Raw genomic sequence first — 14963 nt, 5'->3', positions numbered from 1 at the left:
CCATGACCGATAAATACGATGTACTCGTCATCGGCGGTGGCCCCGGCGGTTACGTGGCGGCCATTCGCGCCGCCCAACTGGGCCTGAGCACGGCCTTGATCGAGCAGCAGCACTTGGGCGGCATCTGCCTGAACTGGGGCTGCATCCCCACCAAAGCCATGCTCAAAGGTGCCGAAGTCGGGCACACCTTAAAGCACCTCGATACCTTTGGTTTTAGCGCTGACAACATTCAGTTCGACATTGCCCAACTGGTCGCCCACAGCCGTGGGGTGTCGCGCAAATTGACCGGGGGCATTGCCTACCTGCTGAAGAAAAACGCCGTCAAGGTCATCGACGGGCGTGGCCGCGTCAGCGCCAAGGGTGTGGTCACCGTCACCAGCGACACCGGCGAGGCGCAGTATCAGGCGCGGCACATCATCCTCGCCACTGGCGCACGGCCAAGGCCGTTGCCGGGGCTGGTGGCCGACGGGCAAAAAGTCTGGAGCTACTTCGACGCCCTTGTGCCCAAGACCGTGCCCGAGTCGCTGCTGGTGATCGGCTCGGGCGCCATCGGCGTCGAGTTCGCCAGCCTGTACAGCGACCTCGGCAGCCAGGTGACGCTGGTCGAAGTGGCCAAGCAGATCATGCCGGTCGAAGACCAAGACGTTGCCAGCCTGGTGCAGCGCGAGTTCGAACAACGCGGCATTCGCGTGCTGACCCAAACCAAAGTCAGCGCGGTACAAGGTGAAGTCGGCGCGCTGCACTGCCGCCTCACCCTCAGCGATGGCAGCGAGCAGACCGTGCACGTGGCGCAAGTGTTGTTGGCGGCGGGCATTCAGCCCAATACCGAAGACATGGGCCTGGAAGCGCTGGGCGTGGAGTTCGACAAAGGCTTTATCAAAACCGATGCGTGGTCGCGCACCAGCGTGGCCGGGTTGTATGCCATCGGCGATGTGGCAGGGGCGCCGTGCCTGGCGCACAAGGCCAGCCATGAAGGGGTGATCTGCGTCGAGAAACTGGCGGGCGTAGACGGCGTGCACCCGCTCAACAAAAGCCGCATTCCCGGCTGCACCTATGCCCGGCCCGAAGTCGCCAGCCTGGGGCTCACCGAAGCGGCAGCGCGCAGCAAAGGCCACAGCATCAACGTCGGCCGTTTCGACTATCAGGCCAACGGCAAAGCGCTGGCCATGGGCGAAAGCACCGGCTTTGTGAAAACCATTTTTGACAGTGAAACCGGTGAATTGCTGGGCGCCCACATGGTGGGCCCGCACGTGACCGAACAGATCCAGGGTTTTGGTATCGCCCAGGCGCTGGAGGCCACCGACGCGGAGCTCAGCGAGGTCATCTTTGCCCACCCGACGCTCAGCGAAGCCATGCACGAAGCCGTGCTGGCGGCCAGAGACCGTGCGCTGCATCAATAGACACGCCAGCGGTCTGGGCTATGGTTCAGACCGCTGATCTTGCTAACGGTTGAAAGGAGTCCAACGAATGAAACTCAGTGGAAAAGTTGCATTGATCACCGGCGCGGCACAAGGCATTGGCCGTGGCATCGCCTTGCGTCTGGCCAAAGAAGGCGCCGACATCGCGCTGGTCGACCTCAACCCGGAAAAACTGCGCCACGTGGCCGAAGAGGTCCAGGTGCTGGGCCGCAAAGCCAGCACCTTCGTGGCGGACGTGGGTGACCGCGAACAAGTCTTCCAGGCCGTTGAACATGCCCACAGCACGCTGGGCGGGCTGGACATCATGGTCAACAACGCGGGCATCTCGCAGGTCAAGCCGCTGCTGGACGTGACCGCCGAAGAAATCGAACGCATCTACCGCATCAACGTGCAAGGCACGCTGTGGGGCATTCAGGCGGCGGCCGAGAAATTCCAGGCGCTTAAACGCACCGGCAAAATCATCAACGCGTGCTCCATCGCGGGCCATGAAGGCTATGCCTTGCTGGGCGTTTACTCCTCCACCAAATTCGCCGTCCGTGCCCTGACCCAGGCGGCGGCCAAAGAGCTGGCGGTACACGGCATCACCGTCAACGCCTACTGCCCGGGCGTGGTCGGGACCGACATGTGGGTCGACATCGACAAACGCATGTCCGAAATCACCGGCGCGCCGATTGGCGCCACCTACGATAAATTCGTCAACGGCATCGCCCTGGGCCGTGCCGAAACCCCGGAAGACGTCGCAGCGTTCGTCGCCTACCTGGCCAGCCCGGACGCCGACTACATGACCGGCCAGGCCCCGCTGATCGACGGCGGCTTAGTGTTCCGCTAATTCCACAGGCTGTAACTCGCGATCTTTTAAAAGATCAAAAGATCGCGAGGCAAGCTCGCTCCTACAGAAAAGCCTTTGAAATTAACGCGCCTGCTTAAACCATTCCCCGCCTCACCACCTGCCCTCGCAGCCATGGTGCTCCAAGGCTACAAAATCAGCAGATTTAGCTTGTTTTGATGCTCAAGGACTACAAATGTCCACTCTGTACGATATCGCCGAAATGCTGACTCAAGCCCGCGCTGGTGTGTCGCACATGGAAACCCTGGCCAAGGACCTTGGTGCTGCCGGCAACAGATAGGGCTTTGCGTGTACCACCAATCTGTAGGAGCGAGCTTGTCTCGCGATCTTTTGATCTTCAAAACGCGCCTGCTTGCACTCAGGCGCGTGCTGCTTTAGTGCGTCGTTACACCATCCAGCGACTTGTCCACATACGCCCTGGCCAGCTCCACCAGGTGCATGCAGGACATCACCAAACTGCGCGAATGCCCGCTCAAGCCATTCCCCGCCTCACTCGCCGAAGCTCCCGCGCAGCGCAACAAGTCTGACGCCTGGGCCAAAGCCGCTTCTAAATTGACGCTGTCCGGGATGGCATACGTGGCCTGATCCACGTGCCGTGGAGGCTTATGGTCGTGCAGGTAGTAATCGAGGGCGCGTTCGGTGGCCGCACGGTCTAACGACAATGCTTCGCACTGAGCAGCAGTTTGCGGGGGTGAGGCTGGAGGATCAGGAACAATTTTTTTCATGGGTACAACTCCATCATTATTTAAGGAGCTGTCACCTGTCGCGACTAAACGAATGGGTGGCAGCCATGCGCAGGTTAGTCGACCGGTAATGACGGAAACCGGCGCGCCCGAAGGCGCCCTGCGCACGGCCACCATAAAACGCAGGCCGAAAAAAAGCGCCTCGCGGAGGTGGCGCCTTGCGCCGTCAATTTAAACCGGGCGACTAAACCCAACCGCTGATTTGCAGCGATGGGCCGAGACTATTCCCCGAATGGCACAGGCACAAGCGAACGGAAGTTTCTAGGATGTTTCCCCGGATTGAAAGGGAAGCGTCGTACGAAATGGCTGATTAGCAACCTCTGTAGTCGCTGCCGCAGGCTGCGATAAGGGCCGCAGGCCCTTCAAAAGCGGGTCGCTGTGCACCCCATCGCAGCCTTCGTGCCTCGGCAGCGACTACATGCAGTTCGGCTGTTAAACCGTCAGCGGTTGGGCCGCTTTCACAAACATCTGCGCGGTGGTGATGCAGCATTTTTCGGCTTTTTTGGAGCTGAAGGCTTTGTGGTCCAGGGCCCATTCCAGCCAAAAACCGTCTATCAAGGCGGTGATGGTCAGGGCCGCGCTTTTGGCGTCGATGTGGGTGCCGTTTTCACGGGCGATGTCGTTGAACACCGCTTCGAGTTCTTTGCGGTAGTCGGCGTAGAGCTTTTTGTTCAGCGCCCGCAACTGCTCGGACGACACCGCAGCCCCCCAGAAACCCAGCCAGGTGGTGAGGATGAATTCGTTGAAGATCTGCCCCCGGAACGAGGAGCGAATAATCGCCAGCAAGCGGTCTTCGGATGAGCCGTTCTGGTTGGCCAAATATTTGCGGGTTTCTTCGCGTAGCTGGTCGGTCAGCGCCTGGTAGGTCGACAGCATCAGCTCTTCCTTGCTGGAAAAGTGATGGCCGACCAAACCAATGGAAATACCCGCCTGTGCGCAGATTCGCTCCAGCGTGCAGCCACTGTGGCCGTACTGCGTGATGCATTGCATGGTGGCTTCGATGATCGCCTTGCGCCGCAACTCCGGGTCTATGCGGGTTCGGCGCTTTTTGAGCTCAGGCACTGCGGCGTCACCACTCATTCATCCATTCTCCGACACTAAAATCGACGCTTAAAAACAGGGCGCCAATTTAGCAACTTTTTGTCGGGCGAGTGGCAGGAATTAGTCTCGGTGGCGGTTCACGGCCCGTGGCAGGCAGTGAACCGCGTGCACGCGGTGATCAGTGGGCGGGTAAACCGGCTTCGAGGTCCTTGTCCAGATGGTCGATTTGCGACAGTTCCTGCTGGATGTTCTGTGAGCGGCACAGCCACCAGTACACCACGCCCGAAACGAGCAACCCGACGATCATGCTCACGTCGGCACCGTCGAGCAGGGTGGTAACGTAGCCGGTGTACAGGCCGGTGCTGGAGAACGGCAACATGGCAACAAAGCCTGCGACGTAAGCGCCGATGCCTCGCCAGTTCCAGCGCCCGTAAATGCCGTTGGGCTTGAAGATCTCGGTGATCGAGAACTTGCCGTGGCGCACCTTGTAGAAGTCCACCAAATTGATGGCCGTCCACGGGGTGAACAGGTACAGCAGGATCGCCAGGAAGTCACCGAAATCCTTCACGAAGTTATCCGACGCGGTCATGGCGATGGCGATGGCGGTGCCGCCCACGATAAGCATCGACACGATGCGTTTGAGCAACGTCGAGGTCTGGCTTTTAACCGTGTCGGCAATGCTTAGCAGGGTGATCGAGGCGCCGTAAAAGTTCTGCGCCGCGCTGGTGACCAAACTGAGCACGGCCAGAATCAACAGGATCTCGCCAAAGCCGCTGAACAGCGTGTTGCCCAGCATGACCAAGCCCTTGGCCAGATTCTGCCCAGGGCTCAAGGCAGCAGCCAGGGCGCCGATCAGCATCATCCACACGCCGCCAATCATGGCGCCCATGTAGGTCCACCAGAACGACGATTTGACGCTGATATTGGCCGGCAAGTACCGCGAGTAGTCCGACACGTAAATCGCCCAGCTCAACTGGTACGCGGCGGCCACAAAGAACTGCGCAAGGAACGGCGTGGCCTTGAAGCCCGACATGCTCAACTGTTCGGCAGGCAGTTTGACGAAGAAAAACAGCCCGATGGTGAACACCACCATCACCGCGATCAGCACAAACGCGAGAAACCGCTGCACCTTGTGGAAGGTGTTGTACCCGGCAATCGCCATGACAATCGCCAGCAGCGAGAAGGCAATGGCCGAGCCGTGTTCCGGTGCGTTGAACAGCTCGTGCAGGGTTTGCCCGACCAGCAACTGGTTGAAGGCGTTGTAGCCCACGTACGTGGCGATGGCCACGACATACACCAGCAGCGCGCCCAGATAGCCGAACTGCGGTCGGGACTGGATCAGTTGTGGCAGGCCCATTTGCGGGCCCTGGGTGGAATGCCCGGCCATGAACAGCGTGCCGAATGCGCACCCGAAAAAGATGGCGATGGCCGACCAGAACAGGTTGGCGCCCATGCCCACACCGATGATGCCCACCGCGAGGGTGGTCAGGTGGGCTTCGCCGCAAAACCAGATCGGCCACAAGTGCCAGGCTTTGCCGTGCCGCTCGGCCAGCGGCACATAGTCGATGGAGCGTGTTTCAAGATTGAGCCGTCCTTTGGACGCAGCTTGGGTTGAGTCAGACATCGCGGTGGCACCTTTTTTATTTATTGTGGTTACACGACAAAGCAGGATTTCGGTGTGTCAGGTCATCAGTCGCGAGCGTGGTCGATGGCGTGTGCCAGCAGGGTCTTGAGTTGCTCAAGGGAGCTGTCGCGGGGGTTGGTCAAACGTGCGGGGTCGCCGAGCGACTTGGTGGCCAGCGCGTCGATGTCAGCGTGTTTCACACCCAGTTCCGCCAGGGATTTGGGGATGTTCAGGCTGTCGAGCTTGGCGCAGATGGCGGTGTAGAAGGTTTCAAAATCGGCATCGGGCAGGTCCAGCACCTGCGCCACGGGCTTGAGCCGCGGGCTGATCTCGGCCTGGTTGAAGCGCAGCACCACCGGCAAAATAATCGCGTTGGTCAGCCCGTGATGGGTGTTGTAGGTCGCGCCCACCATGTGGCTCAGCGCGTGCACCAGGCCCAGGCCCTTGAGAAAGGCCACGCCCGCCAGGCACGAACCGATGAGCATTTTGCCCCGGGCTTCGAGGTCCTGGCCTTGCTGCACGGCGGTGTCGATGGAGTGCCAGAGCAAGTCCAGCGCCTGCAACGCCGCGCCGTCGCTCAGCGGGTTAAAGGTGGGCACAAAGTAGGCTTCCAGCGCATGGATGATGGCGTCGAAGCCGGTCCAGGCGGTGAGGTTGGCGGGCAGGCTGCGGGTCAGTTCCGGGTCCAGAATGACCGCCGACGGCCGCGCCAGCGGGTGCCAGACACAACCTTTAATGCCGCGCCGGGTGTCGGTGACCATGGCCGTGCTTTCGGTTTCTGCGCCGGTGCCTGCGGTGGTCGGCAGGGTGATGACCGGCGGGAAGTCTTGCGCACGAAACCCTTCGGGCACCGGCTGATCGAAATCAAAGGCCCACAGCTCGCAACGCTTTTGGCGGGCAATCAACGCGATGGCTTTGGCGCCGTCCAGGCCGCTGCCGCCGCCCAGGGCGATGATGCCGTCTGCGTCCCAGGCCTGATAAGCCTGCGCACCGGCAACAATGGTGCTGTCGGTCGGGTTGGGCTCAATGCCGCCGTACAGGCCGCAGGCCAGGCCCGCAGCGTTCAGGGCGTGCTGCAACTCGGCCACGAATGGCAGGTTCAACGAGCCTTGGTCGGTGATGATAAAAGGCCGCGAGATGCCGAATTGATTGCACAGGGCGGCCAGTTCATGACGGGCGCCGGGGCCGTATTCCATCGGCAATGGCACGGTCCACTTTTGTGGGAGTAACGCTGAAAGAGTGTTTTGCACAAGACTCACCTTAACGGCAACGCAGGATGGTGGATTTCAACTCGGTGTATTTGCTGAGCGCGTGAACCGAGTTGTCCCGGCCATTTCCCGACTCTTTAAAGCCGCCGAACGGGAAGTTCATGTCCACCAGTTCGTCATAGCAATTGACCCACACGGTGCCCGCTTTCAAACGGCGTGTGGCCGTGTGGACCGTGTTGATATCAGACGACCAGATCGCCGCCGCGAGGCCGTATTCGGTCTGGTTGGCGATGGCGATGGCTTCGTCTAGCGTGTCGAACACGATCACCACCAATACCGGGCCGAAGATTTCTTCGTTGGCGATGCGTGCCGAGGCGTCCTTGGCCAGGAAAATCGTCGGCTCCAGGTATGCGCCCGTCCCGGCCAGTTGCAGGGTGCGGCCGCCTCGCAGCAAGGTGGCTTCTTGCCGGCCGATGTCTAGGTACTGATTGATCTGCTGGAGCTGCCCGCCGTCAATGATGGCGCCGGTGACGGTGGCAGGGTCCAGCGGGTGGCCGGGTTGGTACGCCTGCGTGGCGTGCATCAATTCGCTGAGCAGGGTGTCGGCAACGGAGCGCTGCACTAGAAGGCGAGAGCCTGCGCTGCACACCTGACCCATGTTGGCGAAAATGGCGGCGGCGGCCGAGCGGGCGGCCTGGGGGATATCGGCGCAATCGGCCATGACGATATTGGCCGACTTGCCGCCCAGTTCCAGCCACACGCGCTTGAGGTTCGATGCGGCGGCATTTTTGGCGATTTCACGGCCCACCTTGCCTGAGCCGGTGAAGGCGATGCAGTCGACGTCCGCGTGCAGGCTCAAGGCCCTGCCGGTGTGCCCGTCGCCACTGAGCACGTTAAACACGCCCGCCGGGATGCCCGCTTGCAGCGCCAGCGCGGCAATGCGCAACGCGCTGAGCGGGGTTTTTTCTGAAGGCTTGAGCACCACGCTGTTGCCTGCGGCCAGGGCCGGGGCGAACTTCCAGGCGGCCATCAACAGCGGGTAGTTCCATGGCACAACGGCGGCCACAACGCCCATCGGTTGCTGGGTCACGGTGCCGAAAAACTGCGGGTCGGTGGCCGGTACTTCGCCGTGCACCTTGTCGATCAGTTCGGCAAACCAGCGCAGGCAATAAATCGTGCCGGGCAGGTCACCGCCCAGGGTGTCAGCGATGGGTTTGCCGCTGTCCAGAGACTCCAGCAAGGCCAGCTCTTGGGTGTGTGCTTCGAGCAACTGCGCCCAGTTGAGCAGCAGTGCTTTGCGTTCACGGGCAGAAAGGTCCGACCACACCCCGGCTTCAAAACTGCGACGGGCAGCGGCCACGGCCAGGTCGACATCGGCACTGGCGCACTGCGCCACCGACGCCAGCGGCGCGCCGTCGATGGGGCTGAACGAGGTAAACGTGGCACGGTTTTGGGCATCGACATAAGCACCATCAATAAACGCCCGGCCTTCAATGGGCAGCGTTTGGGCTTTGTCGAGCCAATAGGTTCGATCTTTTGACTCTGGCACAGCAACACCTCGATTTATTCTTGTCAGGCTGAGGCAATGCTAGGCAATACTGAAAATATCTTCAATAGTGGTTTTGCGCTTTACTGAAATTATTTTCAGTTGTTTTGTCCGTAAATACAGGCCAAAACCTACCTGTAGGCGTGCGTTTGTCTCGCGATCTTTCGAATTTTCAAGGGGATATGACGACTGCTGCGCAGCCGATCGCAGCCTCGCTCCGCTCGTCAGCGACTACGGGGATTGTGGGGGCAGTTCAATCTGTAGGAGCGAGCTTGCCTCGCGATCTTTTGATTTTTAAAAGATCGCGAAGCAGCGCGGGCTTAGAGGAGGGCGTTACGCGTCAAAACGCTGGGCGATGCTCGAAAGCGGCGACAGGATGTCGTTCCACACTTTGTCGCGCAGGTGCGGCAACTGGCTTATTTCCAGCTCGGTCAGGCCAAACTCAGTCGGCCTTTCCAGCACGTCGAAGAACTTGACGATGCGGCAGTCGAAACGCTTGTTACCCAGGTCTTGATTGACGATATACAGCGGCAACGCCTGCAAATTGAACAGCCCGGTGGAGCCCTTCACCATGCCGATGTTGAACTTCACGCTGTAGGCCAGTTTGGAGTTGCGGCTGTCGGGGTGGTAGCTCACAAAGTCGCCGAACGCGTAGATCACCAGCGCGTCCTGTTTGCCGGTGCGCGGGATCAGCTGCGCGGGCTGGCTGACATGCGGGTGGTTGCCCAGAATCGTGTCGACGCCGCACTCAATCACCTTGTGCGCCGCATCGACGATGTTGACGTGGGGGTACATTTCGAACTCCCAGCCCCAGTGGCAGTAAGCGATGATCCAGTCCGCGCCCTTGGCCTGCGCCGCCGCGACCTGCTTTTTGATCAGGGTGTAATCAGGCGGCGGGTTTACATCGTTAAAGCGTACTTCGTTGGCCAGGTAAGACTTGCCCTCGGGCACCAAGTGACCGTTGAGGTCAAAGGTGTAGGCCAGCAGCGCCACCTTGATGCCGTCTTTTTCAAAGATCACCACCTCGTTCTGCTCGGCTTGGCTAGCGGCCGTACCGGCATACAGTGCACCCGATCTTTTGAGTACGTCGAGGGTGGCCAGCACGCCCGATTCGCCATAGTCCATGGCGTGGTTGGTCGCGGTGCTGAAGAAGTTGATTTTGGCCTCGTGGCGGAACTTGTCGAACATCGCCTCGGACGTGTTCATCCGCGCCGGTTCGCCGGGCTGCTGGTTACGGCCGGGCTCCTGGTTTTTGTCCACCGTGGATTCGAGGTTGGCACTGACAATGTCGGCGCTGCTGTAAAAGTCGGTGATCGCATCGAACAAGTGCTCGGTGTTTTCGGGTGTCAGCACATCCACCGCAAGCAAATCCCCGGCACACGACACCGACACCGAAGCGATCGTGCTGTCAGGGTCCGGCGTCGGGTCTGTCAGGTTGAAAAACTCTAAGCGCTGGGACGCGAAAAACGCTTCCAGCCCCGAGCCCAGTTCAGCGACTTCCAGTTGATTGAACCAGTACCGGTACACCCACTTGAGCTTTTCGAATGCACTGCCCGAAATGTTGTACACCCCGGTTTCAGGCTGCGGGTAGTGGAACTGGTCATAGCAGATGTAGCTCGCCAACAGCACCCCAAGCCTTGCCAGGGTGCGCTTGTCCTTGAGTTTTTTAAGCGAAGGCGGCAGCTCGCCGAAGCCCGGATCGACAAAAATCTCATCCAGGGCGATGTCTGCGGCCGAGCCGATCAGTTCCGGCAACAGCGGCTCAACCTTGGCCCAGACCTTCAGCGGGTCGTGCTGCGCCACCCAGCCAAACAACTCGCGCGCGCATTCAAGCTCTTCGGGGCTGAGCGTCTCTACAGGCTTTAACTCCCCCAGCGCCACACGCTGAAGAGTGGTGGTGATCTCATCGCCATGCTCATCAAGTGTGGTCTTGATCTGTTGCATGATCTGTCTTAACGCTTCCATCAAATACGCATTCATCCTGAATATCCTTTTTGTCTTGAGGGGTGACTCTATCGACGGCGCAGAGTGCTACGTCATGGAAAGCCCTTTGAGGGTCTGTGCCGTGACCTCTCGCGCTTGTTCCAGCACGCGTCGTTTCCAGTCATCGCTATCAATGTAGAAGGCATCGCGAAGTTGTCGCTTGATTTGAGTGCGTTGGGTGTCATTAGCCTGTGGATTGTTCTGCAACCATTGATCGGCGCGCAGTGCGTTGAGCACGGCCGGGCCGGGTTTGGTGCCGTATTCCAGGGTCAAACCGTTGTATTGGGCCAGCGGGCACTCTTGCATCACGGCCAGGTCCAGCGTGCCGTTGAGCACGGCAGAGGACGACGAGCCGTCTTCGCTGGAGGTGACCTGCGGCCCCCACCATTCGCGCGCCCGGGCAATGTCGTTTGAGGTGGTGTGCCCTTTGTAAATACGCTCGCCTACGCCATAAGGGCCGAGCCCCGTGTGCACGTCGATCCAGCCGATGCGTTGGCAATGGCTGCCCAGGCGGCGGATGATCTGGCGCAGTTGCAGGTTGCTCCAGGTGGGTTGAGTACCCGCAAAAAACAGACCGCGCGGGTCGATGTGCTGGCCGCTGGTGATGGCTGTTTGCAGCGCTTTAGGCCCGTGACGCACGGCATAACCCGCCAGCCCCAAGGTGCTGAGCAGCGTCGGCGGCTGGCGCTTTGGCACCAGCCACGAGGCGAGGGCGCGGTAAGGGGAATGAGCGGGCAGCGGCTGGCTGAAGTCATTGAAGTTGCGATTGAGGTCGACGTTGTCTTCGTTGACCCGGCGCAGCCAAGAGAAGCCATAAGGGTTGAGCGCATGCAGATACAGCACGGCCACATTCTCTCGGTGGCTGTCACGCAGCCAGTTGCGGTCACGCAGGTGATCGACTTGCACCGCCGAGCCGCAAAAGCCTTCGACACCGTGGACGCCGCTGCTCACGACCAGCAAATTGGCCGCACAGGGCGAGCCTGAAAGCGCCACATCAATGGCCAGTTCTTCTCCCTCCTTACCGGCCAGCGGGTGAAGGTGAGACTCCACCTTGAGATCCGCATTGAAGCAGGCCTCAAGGAATTTTTGCCGCGCTTGGGCGTAGCTCTGTGAAAAGCAGGATAAGTCCATCAAGCAGTTCCTATGCAAAGTCGGGAGGTGTCATGACGCGCAGGCTAGGCCGGGCTGGCGGCCGGTAAACCTGCAAGGGGAGTGTTGGCATTGAGCTCGCGGCGAGTGCGCTCCGGGTCGATCAACAGCAGCCCAAGTACGCTGAAGACCAACAGGGTGATGCCAAACAGGCCGATGGCCAGTTCGAAGCCGTTCACCAGATCGCCGTGCTGCCAGCCAATGGCTTGCCCGACCACCAGGGGCGCGAGCATGCCGGCCGTGGTCATCAAGGCGATATGGATGGCCAGCATGCTGCCGCGTTGGCGGGCCGGTGCGATGTGGGCAACGATGCTGAAACCAAACGCAGACAACAGGTTGAGCAGGATGCTGCCCAGCAAAAACAAGCCCAGCGTCACGGTCAGGGCCGTGGTGGTAAAGCCCATGACGATGTACGCCACGCCCGCAATCAGGCAGGCCAGCAGCGGTGGCACCACCATTGCCTTGCGGATGCTGGCGCCGCGTTTCATGGCGCGTTGGGCCAGGCTTGAGACCAGCAGGTTGATGGCAATCACCCCCAGCGTGGTTGCAAGCACCAGGTAACCGGATTGCATGGGCGTCATGCCCAACCCTTTTTGCAGGTACGTCGGCAGCCAGCTGTAGAGCAGGGCGTTGGGCAAGTAACTGCAAAAGGCGACCAGAGTGATGCAGACAAAGGTGCGATTGAGCAACAAGCGGGCATAAGGCAGCGTCGGCAAAGCCTCGCCGTTGGCGGTTTTGGTGTCATCGTGCTGCCCTTCGCGGCCATACAGTTGCCACAGCAGCAGCCAGATCAGGCCGATCCCGGCCAGCAGCACATACCCTGTGCGCCAGCCGTAATGCTCTATCAATTTGGGCAAGGCCAGCGCCCCGGCGATGGCACCGAGCATGATTGCCACTTGAATCAGCGCGGCGGGCAAGACCCGCTCGCGGGTGGCATACCATTTGAAGCAGGCGTGCTGGGTGACCGCGGTGCCCGGCCCGCAACCGGCACCGAGCAGCACGCGGCTGGCCAACAGGCTGATAAACGTCGTGGACAGGGCCGCGAGCAATTGCGCGGTCATCCACACCAGGGCCATGCCCGACAGGATCCAGCGGCTGGGCATGCGGTTGGCCACAAAGCCCACCAGCACGCCGGAAATCGAATACAAAAAGAAAAATGCGCTGCTGATAAAGCCGAACTGCTCGGCGGTGAGCTTGAGTTCGTCAATGATCTGCGGGCCGGCAAAGGCAAAAATGGTTTTATCCAGCACGCTGATAATGACCACGGTCATCAGCAGCGCGACCACCAGCGGGCGGCGTTTATCGGTCAATGAGTGCATGGGGATGGCCTTTTCAATAGGGGCGCTCAGAAGCGGATGCCGACACTGGCCTCAAACATGCTGCGATCGGCGACCAGGTTGTAATCGCCGCCACCGGTGTTCAGGTAGCTGACGTTGAAGGTGTAGGTTTTTTGGTATTCGCCCTGCACGCCCAGCACCTGCGCGTAGCGGCCTTCGGAAAACACGCCGTCATAGGCATGCCCTTTAACGTCATAGAGCACCGCCAGCGAAGGGGTCAGGTCGAGCCCCGGCAACACATTTTTATAGTGGATTTCGGCTTTGGCGCGGGTGCCCCAGGAAAACGGCGTGACAAACCCGTCCATTGAGCATTTAGCCGCCGGGCCCGTGCATTTCGCGTTCTCACCGTAGGGCGCGCTGCCAAAACCGGGGCGGCCGTAGCGGCGCTCGTCGGTGTCCGGCAGGTCGTGCACATATTTGAACCCGGCTTCGGCCGACAGCTTCATGTCACCGCCCAGCACGTGGCCGAACGGGCGGCTGGCGCCAAGGTTGAATTGGCTGACGCGAAAGCGGTCGTAACCGGGCGCCAGATAGCCGGTCGGGGTTTTAGTCAGGTACGCAAAGGGGCCGCTGCCGCCCAGCAAACCGGTGATAAAGTCCGAGCCGTTCCAGGCAATGGGCTGGTTGGGCCGGTAGCTGTATTCGGCATAAATCCCGGTGCCATCCGGGAGGCGGGTCTTGAAGTTAAGCGCGTACAGGCGGATGTGGGTCGGGAAGGCGCGCTGGTAATACGCGGCCACGCCGGTGGGGGTGGCTTGGCCCAGGTTGGCGGCCGGAGGTGTCAGCACGCCGGGCCCTGTGCGCACCACTTGGGTGATGGCATCGCGGCTGGTGTAGTCGGCGAAATACAAACCGAACATGCCGACGTTGTCCCACAAGTAATGCAGGCCTGCGCCGTATTGGTTGTTGCTGGGCCGATGGTCAGGGCCGCGGGCCACGCTGTCCAGGGGGTTATTCAGGGCCTGGCCGTCCGGGGTAAAGATCGGGCGGCCGGCCAGCGAGCTGAGGATGCTGCCGTTGAGTAAAAACTGGTTGCACCCGGGTTGCGCGTAATCGCTGGTCGACAGGAACGTGCCGCAACCGGGGAAGGCATTGGGGCGCAACTCAAACTGATTAAAGGCATCCACGCTCAGGTTGTCGGTCAGGGCCAGCTTGGCGTAAAGCGCGGGCATCGCCACGGTGCGGGCCTCGGCAATCGAGGTGCTGCGCCGGGCGGCGGCCCAGTCGAATGCGTTCACAGCCTGCAGGCCGCCGCCGATGGTGGTCGGTGTCACCCAAGGGATCGCCTGATCGCCAAGCCGGACCAACAGGTCATGCCCGCCCGGCTGGAAGTTGCCATACACATAGGCATCGTCGATGACCGCGTTGGAAAACCGCGCCAGCGAGTCGAAACCGTCATCGCTCAAGGGTTTGCCGGGGCGATAGCCGTTCGGGACGCTGCCATAGTCCACGCCCTGGTCTTTTTGCGCGTAGTCGTACCAGCCTTTGGCGCTGACAAACACGCCGAGGTTGCGGTGGCTGAGGTCGGCTTGCAGGTAGGTTTCCAGCGACGTCGACACGGCATCGCCGCGCTTGTAGTTGAGGTCGCCGTCGTTGAACAGGTTCATGCCGTATTCGGTGCTGGTCAGGCGGTGGCTCGGGTTGTCCATGCGCCGCACCGTGCCCAGTTTTACGGCGCCTTTAACGGTCAGGCGGGTGTCGTCCTGCTGCCATTCGATCCCTGGGCCGAGCCCGGACCGTAGGTCACCGAACACCAGTTCGCCCCCTGATACCGGGGCTGTCATGCCTGCGCTGAGCAGCGCCATGGAGAGTCCCGTCATAACGGGTTTGCCAGCCTTGGCCCACGCTTTTCTTATTGTTGTGTTCACTGAGCACTACCTTCGTTTTGTTTTTGTGGGATGCCAGGCGTTTTCAGTCTATCGCCCAAGGTCGGGCGGTAATACGGCGAATACCGACAGCGATAGGGCCAATATCGCCAGCCAAAACACGTGGTAAACCGCCCGCGCAGCGCTTGGCGTGCGCTGTGTCCGGCTGGTTTGAACAAGCAGGAATAAGGTGCGGGGCAGG

The 14963-nt window shown here is 60.6% G+C and carries 11 protein-coding genes; 2 read left to right on the top strand and 9 right to left on the bottom strand.

What is annotated here, in order from left to right; translation table 11 throughout:
* Positions 1-2: 2 nt before the first annotated feature.
* Together lpdA and TU84_RS05275 are read left to right on the top strand one after the other, a co-directional pair.
* Positions 3-1400, top strand: coding sequence for a dihydrolipoyl dehydrogenase (gene lpdA, locus TU84_RS05280; RefSeq protein ID WP_048367728.1), 1398 nt, complete (start codon positions 3-5; stop codon positions 1398-1400).
* Between the two features lie 67 nt (positions 1401-1467).
* On the top strand, positions 1468-2247 hold the full coding sequence (locus TU84_RS05275; RefSeq protein WP_048367727.1) for an acetoin reductase: 780 nt from the start codon (positions 1468-1470) through the stop codon (positions 2245-2247).
* A gap of 392 nt (positions 2248-2639) precedes the next feature.
* On the opposite strand, the gene TU84_RS05270 is transcribed toward TU84_RS05275, so the two are convergent.
* The 9 genes from TU84_RS05270 to TU84_RS05230 form a co-directional block, all read right to left on the bottom strand.
* Positions 2640-2990: a DUF6124 family protein gene (locus TU84_RS05270; protein WP_048367726.1), complete on the bottom strand. Its 351-nt coding sequence runs from the start codon at positions 2988-2990 to the stop codon at positions 2640-2642.
* Between the two features lie 450 nt (positions 2991-3440).
* On the bottom strand, positions 3441-4088 hold the full coding sequence (betI, locus tag TU84_RS05265) for a transcriptional regulator BetI (RefSeq protein ID WP_053225189.1): 648 nt from the start codon (positions 4086-4088) through the stop codon (positions 3441-3443).
* A 139-nt stretch (positions 4089-4227) separates the two neighbouring features.
* Positions 4228-5673 carry a purine-cytosine permease family protein gene (locus TU84_RS05260; RefSeq protein ID WP_048367724.1) on the bottom strand — a complete coding sequence of 482 codons (1446 nt, stop codon included), beginning with the start codon at positions 5671-5673 and terminating at the stop codon, positions 4228-4230.
* A 65-nt stretch (positions 5674-5738) separates the two neighbouring features.
* The gene (locus tag TU84_RS05255) at positions 5739-6923 is read right to left on the bottom strand and encodes an iron-containing alcohol dehydrogenase (protein ID WP_241486381.1); all 1185 of its coding nucleotides are present in this window, start codon (positions 6921-6923) and stop codon (positions 5739-5741) included.
* Between the two features lie 10 nt (positions 6924-6933).
* Positions 6934-8430 carry an aldehyde dehydrogenase family protein gene (locus TU84_RS05250; protein ID WP_048367722.1) on the bottom strand — a complete coding sequence of 499 codons (1497 nt, stop codon included), beginning with the start codon at positions 8428-8430 and terminating at the stop codon, positions 6934-6936.
* Between the two features lie 330 nt (positions 8431-8760).
* A complete protein-coding gene (locus TU84_RS05245) occupies positions 8761-10407 on the bottom strand; it encodes a CapA family protein (protein ID WP_048367720.1) in 1647 nt (548 codons plus the stop codon).
* Positions 10408-10458: 51 nt separating this feature from the next.
* The gene (locus TU84_RS05240; protein ID WP_048367718.1) at positions 10459-11541 is read right to left on the bottom strand and encodes a M14 family metallopeptidase; all 1083 of its coding nucleotides are present in this window, start codon (positions 11539-11541) and stop codon (positions 10459-10461) included.
* A gap of 44 nt (positions 11542-11585) precedes the next feature.
* Entirely contained in the window at positions 11586-12878 is a 1293-nt protein-coding gene (locus tag TU84_RS05235; RefSeq protein WP_048367717.1) for an MFS transporter, read from the bottom strand.
* Between the two features lie 26 nt (positions 12879-12904).
* On the bottom strand, positions 12905-14716 hold the full coding sequence (locus TU84_RS05230; protein WP_241486380.1) for a DUF1302 domain-containing protein: 1812 nt from the start codon (positions 14714-14716) through the stop codon (positions 12905-12907).
* Between the last annotated feature and the right edge of the window lie 247 nt (positions 14717-14963).

Origin of the sequence: Pseudomonas helleri, from assembly GCF_001043025.1 — a bacterium.
In the GTDB taxonomy this organism is placed as follows: domain Bacteria; phylum Pseudomonadota; class Gammaproteobacteria; order Pseudomonadales; family Pseudomonadaceae; genus Aquipseudomonas; species Aquipseudomonas helleri.
This window is presented reverse-complemented; position numbering and strand designations above follow the sequence as displayed.